Annotated in this window: 25 protein-coding genes and 1 riboswitch; of the genes, 10 read left to right on the forward strand and 15 right to left on the reverse strand. The window is 71.6% G+C overall.

Going from position 1 to position 26,341, the window contains the following annotated elements:
• Positions 1–56 precede the first annotated feature (56 nt).
• Entirely contained in the window at positions 57–1,994 is a 1,938-nt protein-coding gene (gene pknB / locus P3T34_RS11190) for a Stk1 family PASTA domain-containing Ser/Thr kinase (RefSeq protein ID WP_280671977.1), read from the forward strand.
• A 12-nt stretch (positions 1,995–2,006) separates the two neighbouring features.
• Here the strand turns inward: pknB and P3T34_RS11195 are convergent, their stop codons facing one another.
• A complete protein-coding gene (locus tag P3T34_RS11195; RefSeq protein ID WP_280665877.1) occupies positions 2,007–2,636 on the reverse strand; it encodes a sulfite oxidase-like oxidoreductase in 630 nt (209 codons plus the stop codon).
• A 204-nt stretch (positions 2,637–2,840) separates the two neighbouring features.
• Here P3T34_RS11195 and bfr point away from each other — a divergent pair, with 204 nt between their 5' ends.
• Entirely contained in the window at positions 2,841–3,320 is a 480-nt protein-coding gene (bfr, locus tag P3T34_RS11200) for a bacterioferritin (RefSeq protein ID WP_280665878.1), read from the forward strand.
• Positions 3,321–3,343: 23 nt separating this feature from the next.
• Here bfr and P3T34_RS11205 read toward each other — a convergent pair whose 3' ends face one another.
• Both P3T34_RS11205 and P3T34_RS11210 read right to left on the reverse strand, forming a co-directional pair.
• Positions 3,344–3,607, reverse strand: coding sequence for a (2Fe-2S)-binding protein (locus P3T34_RS11205; RefSeq protein WP_280671979.1), 264 nt, complete (start codon positions 3,605–3,607; stop codon positions 3,344–3,346).
• A 127-nt stretch (positions 3,608–3,734) separates the two neighbouring features.
• Positions 3,735–5,069 carry a 3-deoxy-7-phosphoheptulonate synthase class II gene (locus P3T34_RS11210; protein WP_280665879.1) on the reverse strand — a complete coding sequence of 445 codons (1,335 nt, stop codon included), beginning with the start codon at positions 5,067–5,069 and terminating at the stop codon, positions 3,735–3,737.
• Positions 5,070–5,373: 304 nt separating this feature from the next.
• Here P3T34_RS11210 and P3T34_RS11215 point away from each other — a divergent pair, with 304 nt between their 5' ends.
• The gene (locus P3T34_RS11215; protein WP_280665880.1) at positions 5,374–7,347 is read left to right on the forward strand and encodes an anthranilate synthase family protein; all 1,974 of its coding nucleotides are present in this window, start codon (positions 5,374–5,376) and stop codon (positions 7,345–7,347) included.
• A gap of 63 nt (positions 7,348–7,410) precedes the next feature.
• Positions 7,411–8,067: an NAD(P)-binding domain-containing protein gene (locus tag P3T34_RS11220; protein ID WP_280665881.1), complete on the forward strand. Its 657-nt coding sequence runs from the start codon at positions 7,411–7,413 to the stop codon at positions 8,065–8,067.
• Positions 8,068–8,140: 73 nt separating this feature from the next.
• On the opposite strand, the gene P3T34_RS11225 is transcribed toward P3T34_RS11220, so the two are convergent.
• Positions 8,141–8,959 carry a lysophospholipid acyltransferase family protein gene (locus P3T34_RS11225; protein ID WP_280671981.1) on the reverse strand — a complete coding sequence of 273 codons (819 nt, stop codon included), beginning with the start codon at positions 8,957–8,959 and terminating at the stop codon, positions 8,141–8,143.
• 231 nt (positions 8,960–9,190) lie between these two features.
• On the opposite strand from P3T34_RS11225, the gene P3T34_RS11230 reads away from it, so the two are divergent.
• Both P3T34_RS11230 and P3T34_RS11235 read left to right on the forward strand, forming a co-directional pair.
• Positions 9,191–9,964 carry an alpha/beta fold hydrolase gene (locus P3T34_RS11230; RefSeq protein WP_280665882.1) on the forward strand — a complete coding sequence of 258 codons (774 nt, stop codon included), beginning with the start codon at positions 9,191–9,193 and terminating at the stop codon, positions 9,962–9,964.
• 61 nt (positions 9,965–10,025) lie between these two features.
• The gene (locus P3T34_RS11235) at positions 10,026–10,574 is read left to right on the forward strand and encodes a hypothetical protein (RefSeq protein WP_280665883.1); all 549 of its coding nucleotides are present in this window, start codon (positions 10,026–10,028) and stop codon (positions 10,572–10,574) included.
• Positions 10,575–10,620: 46 nt separating this feature from the next.
• Here P3T34_RS11235 and P3T34_RS11240 read toward each other — a convergent pair whose 3' ends face one another.
• Positions 10,621–10,998: a hypothetical protein gene (locus tag P3T34_RS11240; protein ID WP_280671982.1), complete on the reverse strand. Its 378-nt coding sequence runs from the start codon at positions 10,996–10,998 to the stop codon at positions 10,621–10,623.
• A 274-nt stretch (positions 10,999–11,272) separates the two neighbouring features.
• Positions 11,273–12,316 (reverse strand): helix-turn-helix transcriptional regulator, encoded by a 1,044-nt coding sequence (locus tag P3T34_RS11245; RefSeq protein ID WP_348534649.1) that lies wholly within the window; start codon positions 12,314–12,316, stop codon positions 11,273–11,275.
• 174 nt (positions 12,317–12,490) lie between these two features.
• On the opposite strand from P3T34_RS11245, the gene P3T34_RS11250 reads away from it, so the two are divergent.
• A complete protein-coding gene (locus tag P3T34_RS11250) occupies positions 12,491–12,634 on the forward strand; it encodes a hypothetical protein (RefSeq protein WP_280665884.1) in 144 nt (47 codons plus the stop codon).
• On the forward strand, positions 12,634–13,740 hold the full coding sequence (locus P3T34_RS11255; protein ID WP_280665885.1) for a methyltransferase domain-containing protein: 1,107 nt from the start codon (positions 12,634–12,636) through the stop codon (positions 13,738–13,740). Before P3T34_RS11250 ends, P3T34_RS11255 begins: the two co-directional genes overlap by 1 nt.
• Before the next feature lie 10 nt (positions 13,741–13,750).
• Here P3T34_RS11255 and P3T34_RS11260 read toward each other — a convergent pair whose 3' ends face one another.
• The 5 genes from P3T34_RS11260 to P3T34_RS11280 form a co-directional block, all read right to left on the reverse strand.
• Positions 13,751–14,491, reverse strand: a complete 741-nt coding sequence (locus P3T34_RS11260; RefSeq protein ID WP_280665886.1) for an endonuclease/exonuclease/phosphatase family protein — start codon at positions 14,489–14,491, stop codon at positions 13,751–13,753.
• Positions 14,492–14,581: 90 nt separating this feature from the next.
• The gene (locus tag P3T34_RS11265) at positions 14,582–15,526 is read right to left on the reverse strand and encodes an ROK family glucokinase (protein WP_280665887.1); all 945 of its coding nucleotides are present in this window, start codon (positions 15,524–15,526) and stop codon (positions 14,582–14,584) included.
• A gap of 203 nt (positions 15,527–15,729) precedes the next feature.
• Entirely contained in the window at positions 15,730–15,984 is a 255-nt protein-coding gene (locus P3T34_RS11270) for a DUF5304 family protein (RefSeq protein WP_280665888.1), read from the reverse strand.
• 114 nt (positions 15,985–16,098) lie between these two features.
• On the reverse strand, positions 16,099–17,268 hold the full coding sequence (locus tag P3T34_RS11275) for an ArsA-related P-loop ATPase (RefSeq protein WP_280665889.1): 1,170 nt from the start codon (positions 17,266–17,268) through the stop codon (positions 16,099–16,101).
• Between the two features lie 22 nt (positions 17,269–17,290).
• On the reverse strand, positions 17,291–17,722 hold the full coding sequence (locus P3T34_RS11280; protein ID WP_280665890.1) for an SRPBCC family protein: 432 nt from the start codon (positions 17,720–17,722) through the stop codon (positions 17,291–17,293).
• Positions 17,723–18,006: 284 nt separating this feature from the next.
• Between P3T34_RS11280 and P3T34_RS11285 the strand changes: the two genes are divergently transcribed.
• Positions 18,007–19,797, forward strand: coding sequence for a long-chain fatty acid--CoA ligase (locus P3T34_RS11285; protein WP_280665891.1), 1,791 nt, complete (start codon positions 18,007–18,009; stop codon positions 19,795–19,797).
• Between the two features lie 28 nt (positions 19,798–19,825).
• On the opposite strand, the gene P3T34_RS11290 is transcribed toward P3T34_RS11285, so the two are convergent.
• On the reverse strand, positions 19,826–20,965 hold the full coding sequence (locus P3T34_RS11290; protein ID WP_280671984.1) for a glycosyltransferase family 4 protein: 1,140 nt from the start codon (positions 20,963–20,965) through the stop codon (positions 19,826–19,828).
• A gap of 195 nt (positions 20,966–21,160) precedes the next feature.
• Here P3T34_RS11290 and P3T34_RS11295 point away from each other — a divergent pair, with 195 nt between their 5' ends.
• A complete protein-coding gene (locus P3T34_RS11295) occupies positions 21,161–22,561 on the forward strand; it encodes a glycosyltransferase 87 family protein (protein WP_280665892.1) in 1,401 nt (466 codons plus the stop codon).
• 19 nt (positions 22,562–22,580) lie between these two features.
• On the opposite strand, the gene P3T34_RS11300 is transcribed toward P3T34_RS11295, so the two are convergent.
• The 3 genes from P3T34_RS11300 to P3T34_RS11310 all read right to left on the reverse strand — a co-directional run bounded on the left by P3T34_RS11300 (position 22,581) and on the right by P3T34_RS11310 (position 26,124).
• Positions 22,581–23,615, reverse strand: a complete 1,035-nt coding sequence (locus P3T34_RS11300) for a hypothetical protein (protein WP_280665893.1) — start codon at positions 23,613–23,615, stop codon at positions 22,581–22,583.
• Between the two features lie 140 nt (positions 23,616–23,755).
• Positions 23,756–24,826, reverse strand: coding sequence for a C40 family peptidase (locus P3T34_RS11305; RefSeq protein ID WP_280665894.1), 1,071 nt, complete (start codon positions 24,824–24,826; stop codon positions 23,756–23,758).
• Between the two features lie 200 nt (positions 24,827–25,026).
• The gene (locus tag P3T34_RS11310; RefSeq protein ID WP_280665895.1) at positions 25,027–26,124 is read right to left on the reverse strand and encodes a C40 family peptidase; all 1,098 of its coding nucleotides are present in this window, start codon (positions 26,122–26,124) and stop codon (positions 25,027–25,029) included.
• A gap of 11 nt (positions 26,125–26,135) precedes the next feature.
• A riboswitch (cyclic di-AMP (ydaO/yuaA leader) is annotated at positions 26,136–26,286 on the reverse strand.
• Between the last annotated feature and the right edge of the window lie 55 nt (positions 26,287–26,341).

The raw sequence follows: 26,341 nt of genomic DNA on the forward strand, positions 1-26,341 counted from the left end.
ATGACATCGGGGTAACCGCATCGTGCTCCGGGCCCCCCTACACTGCTCCGGTGGACATGACGTTGAACGACCCGCTGCTCGGAGCGCTGCTGGACGGCCGGTACCGGGTCGAGCAGCGCATCGCGATGGGCGGCATGGCCACGGTCTACCGGGGCACCGACACCCGGTTGGACCGGGTGCTGGCGCTCAAGGTGATGCACCCCGCGCTGGCCGGCGACGTGGAGTTCACCGAGCGCTTCATCCGGGAGGCCAAGGCCGTCGCGCGGCTCTCGCACCCCAACGTGGTCAACGTCTTCGACCAGGGCGCGGACGGCGGCGTCGTCTTCCTCGCCATGGAGTACGTGCCCGGCCGCACCCTGCGCGACGTGCTGGGCGACCGCGGTGCGCTGAGCATCCGCGCCGCGCTGGACATCCTGGAGCCGGTGCTGGCCGCGCTCGGCGCCGCGCACCGGGCGGGCCTGGTGCACCGGGACGTCAAGCCCGAGAACGTGCTGATCACCGATGGCGGGCTGGTCAAGGTCGCCGACTTCGGGCTGGTCCGGCTGCTCTCCGAGGCGGGCGCCTCGGTCACCAGCACCACCACGCCGGGCGTGGTCATGGGCACCGTCTCGTACCTGGCGCCCGAGCAGATCATGCAGTCCGGGCCGACCGACCAGCGGGTGGACGTCTACGCGGCCGGCATCGTGCTCTACGAGCTGCTCACCGGTCAGAAGCCGTACGTCGCCGAGAACCCGATGCAGGTGATCTACCGTCACCTGCACGAGTCCGTCCCGGCCCCCTCGCTCACCGTCCCCGGCATCCCGCCGGAGCTGGACGCGATAGTCGCCGCGGCCACCGCCCGCGAGCCGCAGTCCCGCCCGTGGGACGCAGTGGAGCTGCTGGCCGCACTGCAGCGGGTGCGCCGCGCGCTGACGCCGGACCAGCTGGACGCCGAGCCGCCCGCCTCCACCCGGCCCACCCCGCGGTTCGCCACCGCCGAGGCGACCTCGGTGATCACCGCGCCGCTGTCGGCTCCCGCGCCCGAGCACACCAGCGTGCTGCCGCCGATGCCGCTGCTCGCCCAGCCGCGCCCGTACAACGAGCCCGCCCCCACCCGGGCGCAGCGCCGGCCCCGGCGCTCGCGGCGGGGTGTGGTGTGGGGCGCGGTGCTCGGCGTCGTCGCCCTGGTCATCGCGCTGACCAGCTACCTCCTCTCCGGCGCGGTCTACGCGACGGTGCCCAGCGTGATCGGCCAGACCCAGGCGCAGGCCGTCAGCACGCTGAACGGGGTCGACCTGCAGGGCCGGTTCGTCCAGGCGTTCAGCGAGACCGTCCCGGCCGGCCAGGTGATCAGCACCGATCCCGGCGTCGGCGCGCGGGCCCGCAAGAGCGACGGGGTCAAGGTGACCCTCTCCAAGGGCCCCGAGCGGATCGCCGTGCCGGACGTCACCGGCAAGCCGCTGGACCAGGCGAGGCAGCAGCTCAGCAGCGCCCGGCTGACCCCCGGGACGACCAGCCAGGACTACAGCCCCAGCGTGCCGCAGGGTTCGGTGATCAGCACCGCGCCGGCCGCCGGGCAGCAGCTGGCGGTGGACGCACCGGTCTCCCTGGTGGTCAGCGAGGGCCCGGCTCCGGTCGCCGTGCCCGACGTGGTCGGCCAGCCGGTGACGCAGGCGCAGAGCGCGCTGACCGGCGCGGGCTTCAAGACGGCGCTCGGGACCGACCAGGCGTACTCGGACACCGTCCCGTCCGGCGCGGTGACCGCGCAGGACGTCAGCGGCACCGCCGCGCCGGGCTCGACCGTGACCCTGACGCTCTCCAAGGGGCCGCAGCCGGTGCAGGTGCCGAACGTGGTCGGGATGAGCGAGTCGGACGCCACCAACGCGCTGACGGCGGCCGGTTTCAAGGTGAAGTCCAGCGGACTGAGCCTGCTCGGCCTGCTCAACGTCAGCTCGCAGAGCCCGAACGCCGGCCAGCAGGCGCCCAAGGGCTCCACGGTGACCATCAAGTTCTGACGCGGCCGGTCTCTACCGCATCGGCCCGTCGCCGGGCTCCTCCTGGTAGGAGTAGCGCTGCTCGTTCCACGGGTCGGCGCGGTTGTGGTAGCCGCGCTCCTCCCAGAAGCCCCGGCGGTCGGCGCGCATGTACTCCACCGCGCGCACCCACTTGGGGCCCTTCCAGGCGTACAGCTGCGGGACGACCAGGCGCACCGGGAAGCCGTGCTCGACGGTCAGCGGCTCGCCGTTGCGGTGGGTGGCGAAGACCGTGCGCGGGTCGGCGAAGTCGGCCAGCCGCAGGTTGGCGCTGTAGCCGTACTCCGCCCAGACCATCACATGGGTGACGCCCGGGGCCGGCGGGACCAGCTCCAGGATGGTGGCCCCCGACACGCCGCTCCACTCGCTGCCGAGCATGGAGAAGCGGGTCACGCAGTGGAAGTCGGCGCGGACGGTGACCTTGGGCAGGGCGTGGAAGGCCTCGTGGTCCCAGCTGTGCTTCTCGGCCGAGGCGGTCGCCCCGAAGACCTGGAGGTCCCAGGTCAGCGGCTTGAAGCGGGGCACCGGACCGTAGTGCAGCACCGGCCAGCCGCGCTGCAGGCGCTGACCGGGGGGAAGGCGCAGGTCAGACAGCTGCCGTTGCTCGTGTTCGGACTGACCCATGCGTCAATGGTGACAGACGGCGGACGATGCCAGCCGCGCGCCCCTCGGCTGCGCCGCACGCCCCCCGGGCCAGAAAATCAGGCCAAATCCGACAATCCCAGCGATTGCTTGGTAAGTGTGAACTTACTGGAAATATCGCCCCTGCCGATGTCAGGATTCCGGTCGAAAGCCACCGTTCCCCGCGCAGGCAGGAAAGGCACCGCCATGAAGGGCGACCCCGAGGTCATCGAGTTCCTCAACGAGCAGCTCACCGCCGAGCTGACCGCGATCAACCAGTACTTCCTGCACGCCAAGATGCAGGAGAACTTCGGCTGGACGAAGCTCGCCAAGTACACCCGGCACGAGTCCTTCGACGAGATGAAGCACGCCGAGACGCTCACCGACCGGATCCTCTTCCTCGACGGCCTGCCCAACTACCAGCGGCTCTTCCACGTCCGGATCGGCCAGACGGTCCAGGAGATGTTCGAGGCGGACCGGCAGGTCGAGGTCGAGGCGATCGACCGGCTGCGCCGGGGCATCGTGGTGATGCGCGCCAAGAACGACGTCACCTCGGCCAATATCTTCGAGTCGATCCTGGCCGACGAGGAACACCACATCGACTACCTGGACACCCAGCTCGAACTGCTGGAGAAGCTCGGCGAGGCGCTCTACCTGGCCCAGCTGATCGAGCAGCCGGAGTCCTGAGCCGGACCGCCTCAGACCGGGTCCTATGCCACGCGGCGAACGGGCGACTGCACCAGGGCCGGCAGATTGACCTCCGGATCGGCCAGGCCGAGCTTGGCGGCCAGCCGGGCGGTGGGGCACGGCCGGGCGCCGTGCTCGCCGAGCATCGTCTGGATCCGCCGGACGCAGGAGCCGCAGTCCGTGCCGGCCTTGCAGCCCTGGGCTATCTGGCGCGGGGAGTTGGCACCGCTGTCGATGGCCTGCTTGACCTGCTCCTCGGTGACCGCATGACACATGCACACGTACATCGCGGCTACTCCCAAGGTCTCAGCGTCATTGAGCTAAGCCTTACCTTACCTGGCGTTCCGAGAACGAAAAAGCCCCTCCGGTCCGGATTGCTCCAGGACCGAAGGGGCCTTCGTCACACTGTGCGGCTCAGTGCCCGCGGTACATCTCGGCGACCAGGAACGCCAGGTCCAGCGACTGGCTGCGGTTGAGCCGCGGGTCGCAGGCCGTCTCGTAGCGCTGGTGCAGGTCGTCGACCATCACCTCGTCGCCGCCGCCGACGCACTCGGTCACGTCGTCGCCGGTCAGCTCCACGTGGATGCCGCCCGGGTGGGTGCCCAGGGCGCGGTGCACCTCGAAGAAGCCCTTGACCTCGTCGAGCACGTCGTCGAAGCGGCGGGTCTTGTGGCCGGTCTCGGCCTCGTAGGTGTTGCCGTGCATCGGGTCGCAGATCCAGACCGGCTGCGCGCCGGAGGCGGTGACCTTCTCCACCAGGGTGGGCAGGTTGTCGCGGACCTTGCCCGCGCCCATCCGGGTGATGAAGGTGAGCCGACCGGGCTCGCGCTCGGGGTCGAGCCGCTCGATCAGGGTCAGCGCCTCGTCCACCGTGGTGGTCGGGCCGAGCTTGACGCCGATCGGGTTGCGGATCTTCGACGCGAACTCGATGTGCGCCCCGTCCAGCTGGCGGGTGCGCTCGCCGATCCAGACCATGTGGCCCGAGACGTCGTAGAGGTCACCGGTGCGCGAGTCCACCCGGGTGAGGGCGGTCTCGTAGTCGAGCACCAGCGCCTCGTGCGAGGAGAAGAACTCGACGGTCTTGAACTCCTCGGGCGCGACGCCGCACGCCTGCATGAAGTTCAGCGCGTTGTCGATCTCCTTGGCGAGCCGCTCGTAGCGCTGCCCGGCGGGCGAGTTGCGCACGAAGTCCTGGTTCCAGGCGTGCACCTGGCGCAGGTCGGCGTAGCCACCGGTGGTGAAGGCGCGCACCAGGTTGAGCGTCGCGGCGGAGGCGTTGTACATCCGCTTGAGGCGCTCGGGGTCGGGGCGGCGGGACTCCGGGGTGAACTCGAAGCCGTTCACCGAGTCGCCGCGGTAGACCGGGAGGGTGACGCCGTCCCGGGTCTCGGTCGACTTGGAACGCGGCTTGGAGTACTGCCCGGCGATCCGGCCGATCTTGACGACCGGGACGGAGGCCGCGTACGTCAGCACGGCGGCCATCTGCAGCAGGGTCTTCAGCTTGTTGCGGATGTGCTCCGCCGACACGCCGTCGAAGGCCTCGGCACAGTCGCCGCCCTGGAGCAGGAAGGCCTCACCGCGCGCCACGGCGGCGAGCCGGGTGCGCAGCTGGTCGCACTCGCCGGCGAAGACGAGCGGCGGATACGAAGCGAGGTCCGCAAGAGCGGTGCGCAGCGCCTCAGGATCCGGCCATTCAGGCTGCTGCGCCGCGGGCAGGGACTGCCAGGTGTACTGATTTGTCACGGTCACGCTGGCAAGGCTACGGGGTGCGACAAGCGATTTGTCGCTGCTGACCGCTGGGTGAGACAGCGCACGAGACAATTCATCGAAGGTCTTCACTCCAGTGGACCATCGGCTACTGTCACTTCCATGAACGCGCCGCTCACCCTTTCCTGGTGGTGGACCATCCCCGAGGTGGCCCACTGATCGCGCGTCCCTGACGACACGACGGCCGCCCCTCGGGGCGGCCGTCGGCGTTTCATCGGCAGACGGCCCTCCCGGCACAGCGGACCCGCATCCCGCACCCGAGAACCCTCCGGAAGGAAGCCGAAACGTGACCAGCCCCACAGCGGCCAGCCTGCTCGCCCGTCTCACCGCACCCGGCGCGCCCGCCTTCGCCGTCCTGCACCGCCGGGCCCCGCGGCTCGCCCCGGACACCGTCGAGATCCTGATCGGCGAGGTCGGCTCGTACGAGACGCTGGCCGAGCTGCCGGTGCGCTTCGGGCGCCCCGCCGACGGCATGCCGCGGCACGACCTGCTCGCGCTCGTCCCGTACCGGCAGATCCGCGAGCGCGGCTTCGAGGCGCACGACGACGGCACGCCGCTGCAGGCCCTCGCGGTGGCCGAGCAGTACGCGTTCCCGCTGGCCGAGGTGCTGCCGGCGCTGCCCGGGCTGCCGGTCGCGCTGACCGGCGGCGGCTTCGACATCGACGACGCGCAGTACGCCGAGATCGTCCGGCAGGTGATCTCGCAGGAGATCGGCAACGGCGAGGGCGCCAACTTCGTCATCCGGCGCGACTTCTCCGCCACCCTGGCGGACTTCTCCCCCGCGCTGGCGCTGACCCTCTTGCGCCGCCTGCTGGAGCAGGAGCGCGGGGCGTACTGGACCTTCCTGGTACACACGGGGGACCGCGTGCTGGTCGGTGCCTCGCCGGAGGTGCATGTGCGCCAGAGCGGCGGCACGGTGGTGATGAACCCGATCTCCGGCACCTACCGCTATCCGGCCACCGGCCCCGCCATCGGCTCGCTGCTGGACTTCCTGCACGACCCCAAGGAGCTGGAGGAGCTCACCATGGTGGTCGACGAGGAACTCAAGATGATGTGCACGGTGGGCGACCTGGGCGGCCAGGTGCTCGGCCCGCGGCTCAAGGAGATGTCCCACCTCGCGCACACCGAGTACGAGCTGCGCGGCCGCACCTCGCTGGACGTCCGCGAGGTGCTCAAGGAGACCATGTTCGCGGCCACCGTCACCGGCAGCCCGGTGCAGAACGCGACCCGGGTGATCCGCCGCTACGAGGGCAGCGGGCGCGGCTATTACTCGGGCGCGCTGGCGCTGATCGGCCGCTCCGCCAGCGGCGGGCAGCAGCTGGACTCGCCGATCTGCATCCGCACCGCGGACATCGAGGCGCGCACCGGACGGCTGGTGGTCCGGGTGGGCGCCACCCTGGTGCGGCACTCCGACCCGTACGCGGAGGTGGCCGAGACCCACGCCAAGGCCGCCGGGGTGCTGGCCGCGCTCGGCGCCCGCCCGCCGGCCGAGCGGTCCTCGGGGCGCGGCGAGGGTCCGCGACTGGCCGACGACCACCGGGTGCAGGCCGCGCTGGACGCCCGCCGGACCAACCTGGCGCCGTTCTGGCTGCGGATGCAGCAGCTGGCCCCCGCCGCGCAGGAGGCGGGCACCCTGGTCGTGGACGGCGAGGACACCTTCACCTCGATGCTCGCCCACCTGCTGACCTCGCTGGGCCACCGGGTCACCGTGCTGCGCTACGACACCCCCGGGCTGCGTGCCCTGGTGGCCGCGCACACCGGCCCGCTGGTGCTCGGGCCCGGCCCGGGCGATCCGGCCGACCTCGGCGATCCCAAGATGGCGCTGCTGCGGGAGATCACCGCGGACGCGCTGGCGGCCGTCCGCTCGCTGACCCGGACCGCGCCGCTGCTGGCGGTCTGCCTCAGCCACCAGCTGCTCTGCCGCGAGCTGGGCCTGCCGCTGGGCCGCAAGCCGGTGCCGTTCCAGGGTGCGCAGGAGAGCGTCGACCTGTTCGGCGAGCGGCAGACCGTGGGCTTCTACAACACCTTCACCGCGCGCTGCACCGACGCCGAGGCCGAGCGGCTCGCGGCGCTCGGGGTCGAGGTGGCCCGCGACGAGCTCACCGGCGATGTGCACGCGCTGCGCGGACCGGGCTTCGCGAGCCTGCAGTTCCACCCCGAGTCGGTGCTGACCCGGGACGGCGTGGGGATCGTGGCCGCGCTGCTGCCGCTCGCCCCGGCCGTACCTGCGGTACCTGCCGTACCTGCTGTGCGGCGCTGACCGGAAGTGCTGACGGCGTGCCCGGCCAGCGGGCCTGACTGATCGTCAGGCACAATGGCCGGCATGCGATATGGCGTGCTGGGAACGGGAACCGTCGGGCAGACCCTGGCGAGCAAGCTGGTGGCCCTCGGCCACGACGTGACGATGGGATCGCGGAGCAAGGACAATCCGAGCGCCGCGGCCTGGGCCGAGGCGGCCGGGCCGCAGGGCTCGGCCGGGACGTTCGCCGACGCGGCGGAGTTCGGCGAGCGCGTACTGAACGCCACCTCGGGGACGGTCTCGCTGCTGGCGCTCGAGGCGGCCGGGGCGGACCGGCTGGGCGGCAAACTGCTGATCGACGCCTCCAACCCGCTGGTCTTCGCCGCCGACGGCCAGGTGTCGCTGGAGCCGGTGAACACCGACAGCGTGGGCGAGCAGATCCAGCGCCGCTTCCCGGACGCCCGGGTGGTCAAGGCGCTCAACACGGTCTCCGCGCCGGTGATGGTCGACCCGCGCCGGGTGCCGGGCCGGCACAACCTCTTCGTCGCGGGTGACGACCAGCGCGCCAAGCGCGAGGTCACCGAGCTGCTGGGCAGCTTCGGCTGGCCGGCCGCCGACATCATCGACCTCGGCGGCATCACGGCGGCGCGCGGCATGGAGATGCTGATGCCGTTCTGGCTCGGCATGATGCGCCACTACGGGCACGCCGACTTCAACTACAGCTTCCAGGCCGCCAACTGACCTCTCAGGGACCCGCTCAGGTGTCCAGGGCACTGCTGCGCAGCAGTGCCCTGGACACCATGCCGTCTGGAGCCTAGGACTCGTCGGGCTTCCGCTGCTCCGCCTCGGCCTTGGCGTCCGCCTCGGCCTTCTCGGCTTCCTGCTGGGCCTTGAGCGCCGCCTTCTGCTCAAGGTGCGCGGCCCGCTGCTCGGCCCGGCGCTCGGCGTCGGCCCGCTTCTTGTCGTCGGCGATCTGCCGCTTGGCGGCGGTCGCGTAGATGTCCACGTACTCCTGGCCGGAGAGCCGCATGATCTCGTACATCACCTCGTCGGTGACCGAGCGGAGGATGAAGCGGTCGTTCTCCATCCCCTGGTAGCGCGAGAAGTCCAGCGGGCGGCCGATCCGGATGCCGGGGCGGATGCCGAAGGTGGGCAGCACCTGGCCGGGCGGCTGCACCTTCTCGGTGTCGATCATCGCGACCGGGATCACCGGCGCGCCGGTCGCCAGCGCGACCCGCGCCAGACCGCCGACCTTGCCGCGGTAGAGCTTGCCGTCGGGCGAGCGGGTGCCCTCGGGGTAGACCCCGAAGAGCTCACCGCGGTCGATCACCGAGATCGCGCTGCGGATCGCCGCCTCGCCCGCGCCGCGGACGCCGGAGCGGTCCACCGGCAGCTGGCCGACGCCCTTGAAGAAGGCGGCGGTCAGCTTGCCCTTGATTCCGGGCGTATTGAAGTACTCCGCCTTCGCGATGAAGGTGACCCGGCGCTTCATCAGCGCGGGCAGGAAGAAGGAGTCCGAAAAGGAGAGGTGGTTGCTCGCGATGATCGCGGCTCCCTCGTCGGGGATGTTCTCCGCACCCTCCATCCACGGCCGGAAGAAGATCCGTAGCAGTGGTGCGACGATCATCTTCATCAGTCGGTAGAACAACCGGGGCCTCCTGTGTTGCAGACCGGTCGATCCTAATGCCCCGGAGCACCCGTTCGGACACCGTGGGCAGCCGCGACCGGCCCTCGGCGCCGCCGGAGCCCGTCAGGAGGCACCCCCAGCGGGTGTACTAGCCGCCCCTCCCATGGGACGATGCGCTCCCGGCCGCTTCCCCATCTCCGCGTCTTCATCTCCGCATCTTCGCGAAGGAGCCTGCGCATGCCGCTGCTGCCCGGTGCCGAACCGTACCGCCATCGCGGCGGACCGGTCGGCGTCCTGCTCTGCCACGGCTTCACCGGCTCCCCGCAGTCGCTGCGCCCCTGGGCCGAGGAGCTGGCCGCCGCCGGGCTCACCGTCTCGCTGCCGCTGCTCCCGGGCCACGGCACTCGCTGGCAGGACCTCCAGGTGACCCGTTGGGAGGACTGGTACGCCGAGGTCTCCCGTGAGCTGCTGACCCTCTCGCAGGAGTGCGAGCAGGTCTTTGTGATGGGCCTGTCGATGGGTGGCGCGCTGACCCTGCGGCTGGCGGCCGAGCACGGCGAGCGGGTCAGCGGTGTGGTGCTGGTCAACCCGTCGGTACGCGCCGACACCCCCGCCATCGCGATGCTCCCGGTCCTGCGGCACCTGGTGCCCAGCCTGCCCGGGGTCGCCGGCGACATCGCCCTCGCCGGGGCCGCGGAGGTCGGCTACGACCGGATGCCCGCGCACGCCGTGTGGTCCCTCTCGCTGCTGTGGCGCGAGGTCCAGCACGCCCTGCCCCGGGTGACCCAGCCGGTGCTGCTGCTGCACAGCCCGCAGGACCACGTGGTCTCCCCGGCGAACTCCGCTCTGGTGCTCGCGCGGATATCCTCGATCGATGTGACGGAGCGGCTGTGCGAGCGCAGCTTCCATGTGGCGACGCTGGACCACGACGCCGGACTGATCTTCGAGGAGTCCCTCGCGTTCGTCCGGCGGCTGACCACGGTCGCGAAGGCCGAAGATCGTCAGGGCTGAAGATCGTCAGGGCTAGGGCCACCAGGGCTGAAGGGCCGGCAGAGCAGATGAGGCAGTACCGATGAGCGGGGCGGCGGGCGGGGCGGCGGGCGCTGACGAGGAGCGTCCCTCGGAGCGGGAGAGCGAGCAGACGCCTGCTCCCGCCCCTGGGAGCCAGGCCGAGCAGGACGCGATCTTCGCCGCGCTGGTGGCGCAGTTCGACGATCCGGTGGACCTCAACCGGCCGGACTGGCCGGAGATCGAGAACCTCCGGGCCAGGAACGAGCGGGCTGGCCTGACGCCCGAGCCGCGCCCCCGTCCCCCGGTGGGGCCACCCGCCGAGGGCCACCGCGTCTGGACGCCCGCCGAGGACCCGGACGAGGGCCACTACGTGCCGCCCGAGCCCCCGCCGCTCCCCCACGGCGACACCACCGCCAAGTTCGCCTGGATCGCCGTACTCGGCGGTCCGGCGCTGCTGCTCTTCGACGCCTTCTTCTGGCGCGAGATCGCCGGCTGGCCCGCCTGGGTCGGCCTGTCCGCCTTCCTGGGCGGCTTCGTCACCCTGGTCGCCCGCATGAAGGACCGCGACGAGGACGAGCCCCCGGACCCGACCGGCGGCGCAGTCGTCTGACGACCACCGAAGAGCCGCGCCGTCCCGCCTTCCGGGACGGCGCGGCTCAGGCTTCGCGCTCGATGAATTCCTGCTCGATCCGCTCGAAGATGTCCGCGTCGGTCTCCCGCTGCCACTGCGGCAGTGCCTCCCAGTCGGCGACGTAACCGGGCTTGGGGTTCTCGATGTGCTTGTGGATCTGGGCGATCCAGCACAACGCGACAAAGCGCCCCTTCTGCTCCCGGGTCAGCTTGGCGGTGTTGCCGTCACTCACCGCGATGAACCCGCAGACCTGCTCGTAGACGGCCGCTGCGGACCGGCGCTCCCACTCGGGAGTCTCCTCCCACGGCGTGACGTAGCCCGGCTTGGGCTCCCCCGGGTAGTACTTCCTGACTCCGGCGATCCACGCCTCGCGGAAGGTGCGGCCGTTTTCGGTCTGCACGATAGGTCCCCTCGTCACACAGAGATGATGGCTAGATTCGAGATCTGGTTGCTCAGTTCAGAGACACGCCTGTCCGAGATGAACGGATCAAGCCTCGATTGCAGGCCCTGCAACTTCCGCCCGACGTACCCGGATCCGCTTTGCCGTGCCAGTTCCACGGCCGTACTCGCGTACAGCAGGAGCTGATCGGAGTCACCGCGCTGGATTCCGAGCACGGCAAGGTCCGTCAGTACGCTGCCTCTCCGACGCAGGGAGAGTTTCTGATCCAAAGCCTCGGTCAGCGCCCGTTCGGCGAGATCCGGTCGGCCGAGCTCGATGTAGCAGGTGCCCCGCTCCTCTGCCAGGCGTGAGCCGTCGAAGCGCAACCAACCACCGTTGTGCACCTGGCCGCTGAGCGAGTGGACTTCCTGGGCAAGATCCAGAGCGCGATGACAGGCAGCGAAATCGCCGATACCCGCGAATGCCTCGGCCTGTACGCTGCTACCCAGTGCCGCGTCGAAAGCTCGCCATCGCCGCGCTGTGCGACCTGGGATGCGGTGTTCAACAGCGGTATGGCCTTGGCAAATCGGCGCTCATGCATACCGATGAAGGCATGGCGTGTCAGTCCGCATGCCCACAGGTCATAGGCGTCCGCCTCCTTGCTGGCGCTCGTCGCGAGCGTGTAGCAGTAGGCGGCATCCGTGTAGCGGTTGCTGTCAAAGAAGATCTCGCCTGCAAGTTGGAACAGATCTCCAACCAGCGCGCAGAGTCGCTTGTGTGCGGCCTCACCGCGCGCTTCCGCAAGGCTTGCCGCGAGTGCACTGAGCTGATGCCGAACAAGCGGGTAGACCGATGGCTTCGACTTGGCCAGCGAAAAGACCTGCCACAGATGACTGTTCAGCATTTCGTGCTCATCGATGTCGCTCACGGCCGCCAGAACCGGGCGGTCGGCGTGGTCGAGATCGAGCGGCGACAGTGCGACAAGTGTGCCGGTTATGCTCACGAGTTGGAGGAATTCACGACGGTTCATGGAGTCAAGGTCACCCACATCCAAGTAAGTCCCGGGTACCACGGTGTCAACTGTGACCATGGGCCGTGGCGCTTGTCCGATCACCGGAGAGCACTCGACTGGCAGTGGTGTCGCCAGGAGCGTGTCAAGCTCGGTCGGGGTGACCTGCAGGAGCCTGGAAAGTCTTGGCCGGATGTGCGGCTGCGGTGCGACCTCGCCGCGCTCCCACCGGCCGATGGTGGAGCGATCGACCTGGAGTTCAGCTGCGATCGATTCCTGACTGTAGCCCAGCGACTTTCGACGCTGCGCCAAGCGCCGCCGTGCGAAGGACATTTCGGCCCCTCTGTTCGGGATACGTCTACCCAGGTCAGAGCTCCTGGTGCATCGAGTATGCACCAGGGGTGCGCCATATTTGCTCTGGTTCGGGTCAACTCACCACTGTTGTCTGGGTGGTGTGGCGTGCGAGAGCGTCATCCTCAGAACCGAGAGACACCCGGGAGAGCGATCATGGCGAAGCATGGCGGCGGTTCAGGCGACGACGGCAAGGGCAACGGCAACGGCGGTTCGCACTCCGGCAAGCCCGACACGGCTCCGCACGACGGTCAGCGCAGCGCGCCGCCCACCAACCTGCCCAAGCCCGGAGGCAAGTGATGACCTGGACCGAACTCACCGCGGCACTGCTGGACTCCGGGGCTCTGCCCGCGAAGTGGGAGAAGACGTTCACCACGGTCCCGCGCACCGCGTTCACCCCCGACCGCATTCACCATGAGGGTAAGTGGATCGACCGGCGGACGGACAGCGCGCGGTGGATGGAACTGGTCTGCTCCGACCTGCCGTTGGTTACCCAGCTCTACGACGACGGACAGACTCCCTCCTCGTCCAGCTCGATGCCGACGGTCGTGGCGACGATGCTGCGGCACCTGGAGGTGACCGAGGGCATGCGAGTCCTGGAAATCGGCACCGGGACGGGCTGGACGGCGGCACTCCTCGCCCGGCACTTGGGGGGTGCCCGGGTGACCAGTGTCGAGGTGGATGCGGGTCTGGCGGATCTGGCGCGGACCCGGTTGGGCGGAGCTCACCTGGGCGCGACCGTGGTGGCCGGTGACGGCGCGCTCGGCTACCGCGACAGGGCGCCCTACGATCGCGTCCACGCCACGGCGGCGGTGCGGCGCGTGCCGTTCGCGTGGGTCGAGCAGACCCGACCCGGCGGCCTGGTCCTGACGCCGTTCGGCACGGCGTTCTGCAACGGAGCGCTGCTCAAGCTCACCGTCGCCGACGACGGGCGTTCGGCGTCGGGTCCCTTCGTGGCGGACGTGGCCTTCATGTGGGTCCGCGACCAGCGGCCGCAGTCCGGGCCGTTCGATATCGAGGCGGTGCGCCACCGCGCCTCGCTGATCGACCCGGCGGCGGTGGAAGAGGAAACCGCGGCGGCCTTCGCCGTCGGCCTGCTGGTTCCGGGTCTGCTCCGGCAGAGCGTCTGGGCCGGCTACGACCGGCTCGGTACGGGGCGCTCGGAGGTCTGGGACGGCGTCTCGTACGCCCACTGCCGACTGGCCGACTGGAACGGGTCACACGCGGTCGCGCAGTCCGGCCCCCGGAATCTCTGGACGGAGGTCGAGGAGGCCTACGCCTGGTGGGACGCGGCCGGTCGTCCCGGACTCGAGCGGTTCGGGTTGACGGTCACTCCCGACGGCCAGACACCATGGCTGGACGAGCCCGCCCACAGCCTGCCGAGCTTCGGGAGGCCAGCGGCGTGAGGCGCGGTGGTCAGGGCGCTGCTGGGATGCGGAGGGCCGCGAGGACCGGGAGGTGGTCGGTGGCGGCCAGCAGGTCGGGCATCGGGAGGGATGGGACGCCGCTGGCGAGTACGTCGATGGCCGGGGTGGCGAAGACGGCGTCCAGGCGCTGGAACGGGTCGCCGGGGCGGGAGGTGTACTCGCCGCCCCAGGGTGCGGTGGCGTAGCCGTCCTGGTAGCGCTCGGCCAGTCGGCGCCAACCCGGGTCCTCGGGGTGCTCGTTGAAGTCGCCGCCGATCACGGCGTGCTGCGCGCCCGCGAGTTGGCCGGGCAGCAGCTCGAACTGCCGTAGCCGCTCGGGCGGGTTGACGCTGAGGTGGCAGCTGGTGAGCGCGAACGGCGCGGCGCGGCCGAGCCGGATGACGGCGGTGGCGAAGCCGCGGGCGTGCAGGCCGCGCACCTTGGGCAGCAGCAGGTCGGCGCGGCGAAGCACCGTGACGTCCGGGGTGCCGAGCAGCAGCGGGCCGGCGGCGATGCGGCCGCCGCCGGAGAGGATCACGGTGCCGGTCTCGCGGGCCAGCCAGGCCGCTTGCGCCTGCGGGAACATGTACCGGGGAGACTCCTGGATGCAGATCAGGTCGGCCTCGCAGGCGCGGATCACCCGGACCAGCGCGCGCCGACTGTCGCGCTGCGAGCGGATGTTGTAGCTGAGCACGCGGACCCGCTGGGCACCGTCGGGTTCCGGGCCGGAGGGCGGCAGGTCGAGAGTCACCCGTGACACGCTACCGGTTCCGTCGTTGCGGGACCGGCAGCGTGACGGTTCGTCAGCGCGTTCGTTCAGCGCGTGCGGTGGCGCGATCGTTCAGCGCGTACGGGCCAGGTCGGCGGCGCCGACGATGCCGGCCGCCGAGCCCATCGACGCCAGCACCACCTCGGCCCGCGGCCGGTGCACGCCGCCGGTCAGATATGTCCCGTAGGCCTTGGCAACCGGGTCGAGCAGCAGCCGGCCGGAGTCGGAGACCCCGCCGCCGAGCACGAAGACGCCCGGGTCGAAGAGCGCGGCCAGGTCGGCCATGCCGCGGCCGAGCCAGTCGGCCAGCTCCGCGTAGCACTCCAGCGCCAGCGGGTCGCCGTCCTCGGCCGCCTCGGTGATGTGGATGCCCCGGATGGTCTCGGCGACGCCGTCGTTGAGCTCCAGCATCCGCTTGCCGGCGATCGGGTCGGCGGCCGACCGCTCCCGGCCGTAGCGGCGCAGCGCCCGGCCGGAGGCGTACTGCTCCCAGCAGCCCTTGCCGCCGCAGCCGCAGAGCAGGCCGTCGGGGACCATGTTGAGGTGGCCGATCTCGCCGGCCACGCCGAACCGGCCGCGGTGCAGGCGGCCGTCCAGCACCAGGCCGCCGCCGATGCCGGTGCCGACGGTGATCAGCACCATGTCGCTGTACTCGGCGGCGGCGCCGAAGCGGAACTCGGCCCAGGCGGCGCAGTTGGCGTCGTTCTCCACCACGGTGTCGAGGCCGGTGAGCTCCTCGATGCGGGTGCGCAGCGGCTCGTTCTCCCAGGCGATGTTGGGCGCGAAGATCACCGTGGAGCGCTCCCGGTCGACGAAGCCGGGGGCTCCGACGCCCACCGCGGCCACCTCGCCGTAGCTCTCCTTGAGCTCGCGCACCGCCTGGGCGATGGCGTCGACGGCCCACTGGGGGTCGGCCGGGGTGGGTACCCGGGTCCGGGCCAGGATCTCGCCGGTCTCATCGACCACGCCAGCCGCGATCTTGGTCCCGCCGACGTCGACGCCGATGGTCAGAGCCATGTGTCCCTCAGTCATTCGCTCGTGCCCGATGGGCGGGCCGGGACTCGCCCCGTCCACGCTCCCCTACACACCGTGCCATACATTATCCGAAGACAAGGAGAAGGGAACCCCGCCGAGAGGCTTCAAAAGTCGTACGATTCATACCGATCGGTAGTGTCCTGGATCCGCTGGGTAACCGAGGTCGAGCGGCGCTTGACGACCGCTCACTCCTCCACGTCGATCCGCTCGCTGCCGCTCGGCTCCGGAGCCGCCCAGCGGCGCTCGTGACCGGCCACTGCGGCCCGATAGGCGGCCATCAGCTCGGTTCCGGCGGTGGCCAGGTGCTCGTAGACCTCGGGGTACTGGTCGCGGAACCGCCCGGCCGCGTGCAGGGCCTTCCCGCCCACCGCGAAGGCCAGTTTGCGCGTCTCGTCGACCAGCGGGCCGAGCGGGTTGTCGACAGGATCTGAACTGTTCATGACGGGCGCCTCCTCGTGCCGGCGACCGCGACCGCGGCCCCTGCCGCGACGCTACCGGAGGCCGCCGAGGCGCCGGGCACACCCGCTGCCGAGGCGCCCGGCCCGCCCGCCCGCTCAGGAGCGCGGCCAGAGCTCCGGATCCGGCGCGAAGCGCACCGTCAGCTCGCCGTCGCGCAGGCCCGCTCCCGCCACCGTGCAGCGGCGCAGCGCCGAGGGCAGCGGCAGGATCCGGCGGTACGGGCCGAGCCCGACCACCAGCTCGTCGCCGCGCCGCATCAGCTCCAGGTCGGCGCGGTCGGCGCCGGGCACCGCGAGCCGCCAGAGCAGCACGCCGTCCTCGGCAAGCCGGTCCTCGGCGGTCCAGGGCCAGCCGTCGGTGGGCTCGGGACCCGCCCCGGTGCCGTACAACTGCCGGGCCAGCGCGGGCAGTTCCTCGGCCAGCTGGTCGGCGATCAGCAGCGGCACGTCCAGCCCGAGCCCGTCGAGCCGCTCGCGCTCGCGGACGGCCAGCGCGGCGAGCCAGGGATCGGGCGAGCCGAGCGCGGCGGCCGGCAGCGCCCGATGCGCGACGACGGCGTCCACCCGGTGCCCGAACAGCGCGAGGCCGGCCCGGGCCCGGTGCAGCCCGTCGGCGGTGAAGCTGCCGGCGTCGGCCACCAGGCGCACCGAGGTGGCCGGCGACTCGACCACCTCGCGCGCGGCGGCGAGCTCGACGGCCGCCCAGCCGCGGGCCTTGTAGATCCAGTCGGCCGGCATCGGCATGCCGACCAGGGCGGCCAGCATCGGGCGCAGCGCATGGGCGGCCTGGCGCTGCTCGGGCAGCAGCCGGGCGAGGTAGCGGTCGAGCTGCTCGGGCAGCGCGAGGGCGGCGGTGAGTTCGGCGGGCGGCGGGGCGGCGGCCACCAGCACGTCCCACTCCCCGGCGGGCTGCCGCAGCGCCCGCAGCAACGCGAGGTGCCCGGTGCCGGGCAGCGCGGTCAGCTCGTCCTCGTCCAGCGGTTCGACGCCGAGCAGGTCGTACCCGCTGCGCAGCGGGCCGTCCAGACCGGCGACGGCCCGGCGGAAGGCGTGCTGCTCGTCGATCCGGGTGGCCCACAGGTTGCCCGCGACCGGTTCGGGCACCGCGGTGAGCCGACTGCCGAACAGTCCGTCGATCCGCCGATGCGGGTCGTCCGCGGCCACCAGCAGGGTCCGCAGCCCGCGCTCGGCCGCGTGCAGCGCGGTGGCGGCGGCCACCTCGGCCACCCCGGCGCCGTCACCGGTGACGAGCACGGTTCGCGTCATGACCGGTCGCGGCATCGGGCGATCAGCCCTCGACGCGCTTCTTGAGCCCGGCCAGCGCCCGGTCGATGATGACCTTCTCGGCCTTGCGCTTGATCATCCCGAGCATCGGGATCTTGACGTCGACCGCGAGCTGGTAGGTGACCTCGGTGCCGCCCGCGGTGGCGGCCAGCGCGTACGAACCGTCCAGCGAGCGGAGCATCTGGCTCTTGACCAGCGTCCAGGAGACCTCGCGGTCGTCGTTCCAGGTGTAGGCGAGCACATGCTCGTCGCGGATCGCTCCGGCGTCCAGCAGCAGGCGCACCTCGGTGGCGCGGCCGGTCTCGGCGCGGCCGAGCACCTCGATCTCCTTGACCTCGCCCGTCCACAGCGGGTACGCCTCGAAATCGGCGATCACCGCCATCACCTGGGCCGGGGTCGCCTCGATGACGATGCTCGACCTGGTGTGTTCCGCCATGGGTGGGCCTCCGCGTTGTCCCGTGCGAGTCGTCAGGTGTGCGCACGCGCCAGGCTATCGCGGCCGGAGGCACCGCCTTCCCCACGGGTACCAGGCCCCAGGCGCCCCAGACGTCCCGGGGCTACCCACAGGTCACCGACGGCCTGACGTAAGGTGCGGATCGGAACGACCCCCGGCGGGCCGCCGGTGTGACACTGCGAACACCATGCCCGACCCCCCTACCCGAATCTCCCTACCGGGCAGTAACGTCCTGCCGTCCCGCAGCGTCGCAGACAGGAGCAGCAGTGCTCGACTTCAGCCTTCCGGCCCTCTACCAGGTCCCGAGCGGTGGCAACCTCTCGGACCTGGTCCACCAGAACGCCGCCGAGCGCCCCGGTGTGGCCGTGCTCAGCCGCAAGGTGGACGGTCGCTGGGAGGACCTCACCGCCGCCGCGTTCCTGACCGAGGTGCACCGCGCCGCCAAGGGCCTGATCGCCACCGGCGTCATGCCCGGCGACCGGGTGGCGGTGATGTCGCGCACCCGCTACGAGTGGACGCTGCTGGACTTCGCCATCTGGTGCGCGGGCGCGATCACCGTGCCGGTGTACGAGAGTTCCTCCGCCGAGCAGGTCCAGTGGATCCTCGGCGACTCGGGCGCGATCGCGGTGATCACCGAGACCGACGCGCACGCCGCCGTACTCGCCGAGGTCCGCGAGGCGCTGCCCGAGCTCGAGCACAGCTGGCAGATCGAGCGGGGCGCGATCGACGCCCTCAACGCGGCCGGCAACGCCGTCGCGGACGCCGTGGTCACCGAGCGCCGCTCGGTCCCCACCGAGGACTCGATCGCCACCATCGTCTACACCTCGGGCACCACCGGCCGCCCCAAGGGCTGTCAGCTGACGCACGGCAACTTCCTCTCCGAGCTGGGCAATGTGACGGCCCGGATGCCCGAGCTGTTCCGCGCCGGCGAGAGCTCGGTGCTGCTCTTCCTGCCGCTGGCCCACGTGCTGGGCCGGATCGCCGAGATCGCCGCCGCGATCTCCGGCAGCAAGCTGGGCCATGTCTCGGACATCAAGGACGTCACCGCCGAGCTGGCCTCGTTCCGCCCGACGCTGATCCTGGGCGTGCCGCGGGTCTTCGAGAAGGTCTTCAACACCGCGCGCTCCAAGGCGCAGGCGGACGGCAAGGGCAAGATCTTCGACCAGGCCAGCGACGTGGCCATCGCCTACAGCCGGGCGCTGGACCAGGGCGGCGCGGGCCTGGTCCTGACGCTCAAGCACAAGGTCTTCGACAAGCTGGTCTACAGCAAGCTGCGCAACGCCCTGGGCGGCCGGGCCACCCACGCGATCTCCGGCGGCGCGCCGCTGGGCGAGCGTCTGGGCCACTTCTACCGGGGCATCGGCTTCACCGTGCTGGAGGGCTACGGCCTGACCGAGACCTGCGCGGCCACCGCCTTCAACCCGGATGACAAGCCGAAGATCGGCACGGTCGGCCAACCGCTGCCCGGCTCCGCGGTGCGGATCGCCGAGGACGGCGAGGTGCTGCTCAAGGGCCCGCAGATCTTCACCGGCTACTGGAACAACCCGACCGCGACCGCCGAGGCGCTGCGGGACGGCTGGTTCGCCACCGGCGACCTGGGCAGCCTGGACGACGAGGGCTACCTCTCGATCACCGGGCGCAAGAAGGAGATCATCGTCACAGCCGGCGGCAAGAACGTCGCCCCGGCCGTGATCGAGGACCGGATCCGGGCGCACGCGCTGATCGGCGAGGTGATGGTGGTCGGCGACCGCAAGCCGTTCATCGGCTGCCTGGTCACCATCGACGAGGAGTTCCTGCCCAGGTGGCTGGAGCTCAACGGCCGCCCGCCGGCCACGCTGGCCGAGCTGCGCGAGGACCCGGCGCTGCTGGCCGCCGTCCAGGAGGCGGTGGACGAGGGCAACAAGGCGGTCTCGCACGCCGAGGCGGTGAAGAAGTTCCGGATCCTGGACACCGTCTTCTCCGAGGCCAACGGCTATCTGACGCCCTCGCTCAAGCTCAAGCGCGGCGTCGTCCTCAAGGACTTCGCCACCGAGGTCGAGGCGCTCTACCAGCGCTGACGCCACTTCGCCTTTCGGCGCCCTGCTGCTACTCCCCCGCGAGCAGGGCGCCGAGCCGTCCCGCCAGCAGGTCCCAGCGCCAGGCGTCCTCGACCCAGCGCCGCCCCGCCTCGCCCAGCTCGCGGCGCAGCCGCTCGTCGCCCAGCAGGCGGACGATCCGCTCGGCCGCCGCCCCCGGCGAGCCGCCGGGCACCACGTAGCCCGTCCTGCCCTCCAGCACCGCGTCCGGCGCTCCGCCGGAGTCGCCCGCGACCACCGGCAGCCCGGTGGCCGAGGCCTCCAGGTAGACGATGCCCAGGCCCTCCACGTCCAGCCCGCCGCGCCTGGTCCGGCACGGCATCGCGAAGACGTCCCCCGCGCCGAAGTGCGCGGGCAGCTCGGCCCACGGCACCTCCCCGGTGAACCGCACCGAGGCGGCGACGCCCTTGGCCTCGGCCAGCTTGCGCAGGTCCGCGAGGTACGGGCCGCCGCCGACGATCAGCAGCACGGCGTCCGGCTGGGCGGCCAGGATCTGCGGCATGGCCGCGATCAGGGTGTCCTGCCCCTTGCGCGGCACCAGCCGGGAGACGCAGACCACCACCGGGCGGTCCGCCAGCCCCAGCCGCGCGCGCACCTCGGCGCCCCCGGAGTCGGGGTGGAAGGTCTGCTCGTCCACCCCCGGCGGCAGCTGCGCCATCCGCGCGGCCGGGCCGGGACCGACGGCGCGGGCGATCCGCGAGCGGGTGTACTCGCCGAGGTAGGTCAGCGTGTCGGTGCCCTCGCCGATCCGGCGCAGCAGCTGCCGGGAGGCCGGCAGCTGGGCCCAGGCGGCCTCGTGGCCGTGCGTCATCCCCAGCAGCCGACCGGCGCCCGCCCGGCGCAGCGCGGGGGCCATCAGGCCGAGCGGCGCGGCCGCGCCGAACCAGACCGAGTCGCAGCCCTCGGCCCGCAGGATCTCGGCGGCCCGCCGGGTGACCCGGGGTGTGGGAAGCATCATGGTGGTCCGGTCGCGGATCACCGGGAACGGCTGCTCGGCGTCGAACCGGGACACCTCGCTCCCGTCGCGCCAGGATGAGGCATACACCACAACGCTGCCGGCCGGCTGGCGGACCGCCATGTTGTGGACGAAGGCCTGGATCCCGCCTGGGCGCGGGGGAAAGTCGTTGGTGACGATGAGGGTCTTGGGCATACTGGCCACGGCTCGCTCGGTCGGGGGGTGCTCGGTTCACCGCTCGCTGATCCGTACCATAGGACACCATGCCCACCTGCTGGGAACGGAGTACCGACCGGAACCGTTTCCCCGCTGAGCCTGTCCTAGTCGGCACAGGTTCAGGCAGGCATGCGGAGACGCCGGCATGCGAGACGTTGACGAGGGAGCTCAGTGGTGTTGGCGCAGGACGGCCCAGCCGGCCAGGCTGGCAGCAGCAGCGGTGGCCTCGCCGTGGTCGAACCCGAGGCGCAGGGCGCCACCGCACTCGCTCCGGCGGCCCCAGCGGCCGCTCGTGGCGCCCTGTGGGCGCTCGGCGCGTCCTGGGCGGCTACCCGGCTGCTGATCCTGCTGCTCGTCTTCGGCGTCATCAGGATCAGCCAGCTGGACGTGACCACCGACGTGTCGGTGATCTACCACGGCTGGTTCGAGGTGCTGCAGACCGGCACCTTCCCGATGGACGACGTGACCTGGCAGTACCCGCCCGGCGCGGCGCTGGTGATGCTGCTTCCGGGCATGCTGCCGTGGTCGTACCTGACCTCGTTCTTCGTGCTGTGCGGCGTCTTCGACGCGGTGGCCATGACGATGCTGGTGCGCAACGGCAGCCGCAAGGGCCGCAGCCTGCTGGGCGGCTGGATCTGGGTGCTCGGCGTGCCGCTGCTCGGGCCGACGGTCTACTGCCGCTACGACATCCTGGTCACCGCGATCGCGATCGCCGGGCTGCTGGTGCTGCTGCGCCGACCGGTGCTGGGCGGCATCCTGCTGGGCCTGGGCGGCCTGATCAAGCTCTGGCCGCTGATCGCGCTGGCGGGCACCCCGCGCGGCCGGCGCACCCGGCACTCCTGGACGGCGGCGGCGGCCACCCTGGCCACACTCGCCTTCCTGCTGGCCGCCGGGATGAACGGCGCCTTCCAGTTCCTCACCTTCCAGGCCGACCGCGGCATCGAGGTGGAGTCGCTGGGCGCGCTGCCGCTGCACTTCGCCCGGCTGGCCGGCGCCTGGCACGGCCAGGTGATGATGAACTACGGCTCGGTCGAGATGCTCGGCCCGTGGGTCCCGGTGATCTCCAAGGTCGCCGTGATGGCCACCCTGGTGGGCTTCGGCTGGCTGCTGCTCTGGCGGATCCGGGCGCGCCGCTGGCAGCCGTCCACCACCTTCGACGCGGCGCTGGCCGCGCTGCTGATCTTCACCGTCACCAGCCGGGTGATCAGCCCGCAGTACATGGTCTGGCTGGTCGGTCTCGCGGCGGTCTGCCTGACCGTGCGCGGGACCAGTCAGAAGCCGGTGGCGCTGCTGATCCTGCTGGCCACCGGGCTGACCACCGCGGAGTTCCCGCTGATGTTCGGCCAGGTCGTGAACAGCCTGCCGTGGGGCGTGACGGTGCTCGCATCCCGCAACCTGCTGCTGCTGGCCGCGACCCTGATCTCCTGCTACCGGTTGTGGCAGTCGACCAAGGGGGTCGCGCCCGCACCGCAGGCCACCACCGCGGTGCTGACGGAGCCTGAGCAGAACTACCCGGTCCGGCCCGGAATCGCCTACGAGCAGAGCCTGTTGGACGACGTCCAGCAGCGCCCGTAGCCGACCGGCTCGGCTGAGCTCAGCTCAGCTGGCGGACCGTCTCGGCGATCCATTCCTTGGTGAACTCGGCCAGCCCGTAGCCGAACTGGGCCCGGAAGACCTGGTCGAGCTGCTGCTCGCGGCCGGCGCCCGCGCCGGCCGCGCCGACCGCGCGGTAGAGCTGGACCAGACCCGGATTGCCGTGCTGACGGGCGATCAGGTCGCAGGCCAGCCAGGAGAGTTCATAGGCCTGCGCGATACCCTGGGAGCCCGCCGCGAAGTCGGCGTCCAGCGGCAGCGCGGTGGGGGTGCGGCCGGCTGCGATGTCCTTGGCCAGCTCCGGCGCGATCTGCCGGGCGGTGCGTCCGGTGCCGAGGTAGCCGGTGTAGTCGGCGATCCCCTCGGAGAGCCAGAGCGGCGTCCACGGGTGGGTGTCGGCCCGGGTGGCCACATGGGTGGCCTCGTGGGTGAGGACCACCCGCCTTCCCAGCGCACTGAGTTCGCGGTACGCCGCGGGGTTGACCAGCACCCGGTCGGCCGGGGTGTGCACCGGCGCTCCGGCGGCCGCGCTGGTGACCGCGGCTATGTCCTGGTAGGCGTCCGCGGCCACCGCCAGCAGCTGCGCGAACTGCACCTCGGTCTGCGGGAGTTGGACGAGCAGCCGGCCCGCCCAGCCGGTACCCCAGAGCCCGTTGACGGTCGGCACCCCGGCGTCCACCACCCCGGCCAGCGCGGTCAGTTCGTCGTGGTCGGCGGCTCCGAGCACCAGGCAGTGCGCCCCGGGGACGACCCCGAGCGGGCCCGGGTCCCAGGGCGCGGCAGGGCTCCGGGGGGCAGCCGTCTCGGCGCCCGGCAGGCCGTCGGCGCCGAGCGTGAAGCGGCGCCGCAGGACGGCCGGGTAGTCGTCGAAGTCGGTTATCCGATAGGAGAGTTCGGCCGAGACCTGCGGTCCGCTCAGGTCGGTGACCCGGTAGTCGAACTGGGCCAGCGGCAGCGCGGCCAGCCCGCCCGAGCGCAGCGCCCGGGCGTGCGCGGCGAGCAGCTGGTCGACCGCCGCCGCGGTCGCCGCGGGCACCGCGACCGGCGACTGCGGCGGCGCCAGTCGGGGAAGCGAGAGCTGGGCGGCGGCGCCGAGTGCGAGCAGCAGCGCGGCGCGGCGCGACAGCTCCCCGGCGGCTGCGGCCGCCGGGGCAGGCCGCAGCCGCTCGAAAGCGTTCAGGGCCGGACCACCGCCGCGACCGGCATCGCCGCGACGCTCTCGTAGCGCACCCGGGCCCCGGGGTAGGGCGCGTGCACGACGACACCGCCGCCGGCGTACATACCGACGTGGTGCATGTCCCTGAAGAAGATCACCAGGTCTCCCGGTCTCGCCTCGGCCAGGCTGATCCGCTGCCCCCCGAACGCCTGTGCCTGCGAGGTGCGCGGCAGGGTCACTCCGGCCTGCCGCCAGGCCCAGTACATCAGACCGGAGCAGTCGAAGGAACCGGGGCCGGTCGACCCGTAGACGTACGGCGAGCCGATCTTGCTGAGCGCCGCCGCCAGCGCGACCGCGGCGCGGTCCGAGGACGGTGGCTGGTTGCCCAGGTCGACCCGCTCGCCACCGCGGGCCGCCCGGTCCTGCGCGTCCCTGGCGTCCTGGGCAGCCAGCACGGCGCGGTCGCGGGCGTCCAGCGTGTTCAGCAGGTCCTGCGCGCGTTTCAGCCGCTGCTGCACCTGCTGCTCGCTGTCCACCAGCGACTTGCGCACACCGTCGAGTTCGGCCAGCTTGCTGGTGGCCTCGGCGCGCCGCTGGTCGAGTCGGCGCTGCTGCTCGATCACCTCGCGCAGCGAGGCGGCGCGCTGCTCGGCGACCTGGTCGAGGCTGCGGGCCTCGTCCAGGTAGCGCTCCGGGTTGGCGGAGAGCATCAGTTGCACCGACGGATCCATCCCGCCGGAGCGGTACTCGGCGGCCGCCACCGTTGACAGCTGGCCGCGCATCCGGTTGAGCGCGTCCTGCCCCGTGGCGACCTGCGCCTGCAGGATGGCCGACTCGCCCTGCAGCCGACGCTGGGTCTCCTCCGCCGCGTTGGACTGCTCCGAAGCCTGCTCGGCCTCCGAGTAGAGCTGGTCGACCTGGGCCTTGACGTCCCTCTTGTCGGGCGTGGGGACGGCCTGGGCGCCGCCTGCGGCAGCTATCGCCACCGCGGTGGTCGCGGCAGCCGTGACCGCCAGCGCGCGGGCCAGTCGGCGTGCGGCTCCCGGCGGGGTGGTGCGGCCGGGGGTGGTCGGGCGGTGCGGCATCACCATGAGGCGACGGCTCCAATCGACGTGGAAGGCGGTACTCCGAGCGCCGACGTTAGCGGTGCGCGGCGAATGAGTCCAAACCCTTGCCAAGACGAATATTTGACCACCAATCGGACATCAGTGCGCCGACCGGAACGCCGACGGCCCGGCCTCCGAGCGGAGACCGGGCCGTGCGGACCTACGTGCGGACCTGCGTGGGGACCCTAGTACGGGCGCACGATGGCCGTGATCGGCATCGAGGAGGCCGCCTCGTAGCGGACCACCGAACCGGTGTGCGGGGCGTGGATGACGTTGCCGCCGCCCACGTAGATGCCGACGTGGTCGCCGCCGTAGAAGATGATCAGGTCACCGAGCTGAGCGTTGGCCAGGTTGGTGCCCTCGTTGGTGCCGGCCGACTCCTGCTCCTGCGAGGTGCGCGGCAGCGAGACGCCGGCCTGCGCGTAGGCCCACTGCGTCAGACCCGAGCAGTCGAAGGTGTTCGGGCCGGTGGCGCCGTACACGTACGCGTCGCCGAGCCGGCTGACGGCGGCCTCGATCGCGGCGGCGGCATGCGGGTTGGCGCCGGCGGTGTTGGGGGCGCTCAGGTCGGTCCGGCTGGAGCTGCGCGAGGCGGCCTGGCCGGTGATGGCCGCGATGCTGGCGGCGGACTTGGCGGCGGCGTCGGCGGAGGCCTTCGCCTCGGCGTCGGCCATCTGCTGGCGCTGCTGCGCGGTCAGCGTGTTCAGCAGGGCCTGGGCCTTCGCCAACTTGGCCTGCACATCGGTCTTGGCGGCCTGCAGGGTCTGCGTGGTGCTGGCCAGGTCGGCGAGCTTGCTCTGCGCCTCGGCCTTGTCCTGGTCGAGCTTCTGCTGCTCCTGCTGGAGCTGCTTCAGCGTCTCGGACTGGGTGCTGTTCATCTGGTTCAGCGAACCGGCCTGGGTCAGGAAGCTGTCCGGCTTGGCGCTGAGCATCAGCTGAACGGTCGGCGATATACCGCCGGAGGCGTACTGGTCGGCGGCCACCTCGGCCAGACCGCCCTGCAGCGTGGTCACCTGGTCCTGCTGGCGGGCCACCTGGTCCTGCAGCTGGCCGACCTGCGTGGTCAGCTGCTGCTGCTTCTCCTGGGCACCGTCCAGCTGCTGGGTGGCAGCCTCGGCCTGCGTGTTCAGGGCGTCAACCTGCGACTTGACCTGGTCGAGGGTGGGCGCCGGGTCCGCGTGCGCGCCAGTCTGCGAGGCAAGGGCCATGGCAGTGGCAGCGGCCGCGGTCAGGATCGACGCGCGAGTTCGACCGGTGGGCTTGGGACGACGATGGGACGCCACGAAGGCGGGTCTCCTTCTTCCTACATCCGCCTACCGGGTGAGCTGACGGGTTCGGGCTGGAAGAGATGCCCTACGACGCCTCACCGACCTTGCGGTCGACCTGGCGCCGATTCACCCCGAGGAACGTGGTTCCCCGGCTCCGGTCCGCAGCACCCTCGCAAGGGCTCCCCGTCGGGCAGTCAACTGCCCCGCTGCTTTCCAGACTCGGCGGTAACCC

It is taken from the genome of Kitasatospora sp. MAP12-44, from assembly GCF_029892095.1.
Classification (GTDB): Bacteria; Actinomycetota; Actinomycetes; order Streptomycetales; family Streptomycetaceae; genus Kitasatospora.

What these genes read in the sequence shown, in the direction of transcription:
- P3T34_RS11245 (WP_348534649.1), bottom strand. Translation starts at nt 12,316, where the DNA reads ATGTCCTTCGCACGGCGGCGCTTGGCGCAGCGTCGAAAGTCGCTGGGC.
- P3T34_RS11275 (WP_280665889.1), bottom strand. Translation starts at nt 17,268, where the DNA reads ATGACGCGAACCGTGCTCGTCACCGGTGACGGCGCCGGGGTGGCCGAG.
- P3T34_RS11255 (WP_280665885.1), top strand. Translation starts at nt 12,634, where the DNA reads ATGACCTGGACCGAACTCACCGCGGCACTGCTGGACTCCGGGGCTCTG.
- P3T34_RS11195 (WP_280665877.1), bottom strand. Translation starts at nt 2,636, where the DNA reads ATGGGTCAGTCCGAACACGAGCAACGGCAGCTGTCTGACCTGCGCCTT.
- P3T34_RS11235 (WP_280665883.1), top strand. Translation starts at nt 10,026, where the DNA reads ATGAGCGGGGCGGCGGGCGGGGCGGCGGGCGCTGACGAGGAGCGTCCC.
- P3T34_RS11270 (WP_280665888.1), bottom strand. Translation starts at nt 15,984, where the DNA reads ATGAACAGTTCAGATCCTGTCGACAACCCGCTCGGCCCGCTGGTCGAC.
- P3T34_RS11250 (WP_280665884.1), top strand. Translation starts at nt 12,491, where the DNA reads ATGGCGAAGCATGGCGGCGGTTCAGGCGACGACGGCAAGGGCAACGGC.
- P3T34_RS11225 (WP_280671981.1), bottom strand. Translation starts at nt 8,959, where the DNA reads ATGAAGATGATCGTCGCACCACTGCTACGGATCTTCTTCCGGCCGTGG.
- P3T34_RS11230 (WP_280665882.1), top strand. Translation starts at nt 9,191, where the DNA reads ATGCCGCTGCTGCCCGGTGCCGAACCGTACCGCCATCGCGGCGGACCG.
- bfr (WP_280665878.1), top strand. Translation starts at nt 2,841, where the DNA reads ATGAAGGGCGACCCCGAGGTCATCGAGTTCCTCAACGAGCAGCTCACC.
- P3T34_RS11220 (WP_280665881.1), top strand. Translation starts at nt 7,411, where the DNA reads ATGCGATATGGCGTGCTGGGAACGGGAACCGTCGGGCAGACCCTGGCG.
- P3T34_RS11205 (WP_280671979.1), bottom strand. Translation starts at nt 3,607, where the DNA reads ATGTACGTGTGCATGTGTCATGCGGTCACCGAGGAGCAGGTCAAGCAG.
- P3T34_RS11290 (WP_280671984.1), bottom strand. Translation starts at nt 20,965, where the DNA reads ATGCCCAAGACCCTCATCGTCACCAACGACTTTCCCCCGCGCCCAGGC.
- P3T34_RS11280 (WP_280665890.1), bottom strand. Translation starts at nt 17,722, where the DNA reads ATGGCGGAACACACCAGGTCGAGCATCGTCATCGAGGCGACCCCGGCC.
- pknB (WP_280671977.1), top strand. Translation starts at nt 57, where the DNA reads ATGACGTTGAACGACCCGCTGCTCGGAGCGCTGCTGGACGGCCGGTAC.
- P3T34_RS11265 (WP_280665887.1), bottom strand. Translation starts at nt 15,526, where the DNA reads ATGGCTCTGACCATCGGCGTCGACGTCGGCGGGACCAAGATCGCGGCT.
- P3T34_RS11305 (WP_280665894.1), bottom strand. Translation starts at nt 24,826, where the DNA reads ATGGTGATGCCGCACCGCCCGACCACCCCCGGCCGCACCACCCCGCCG.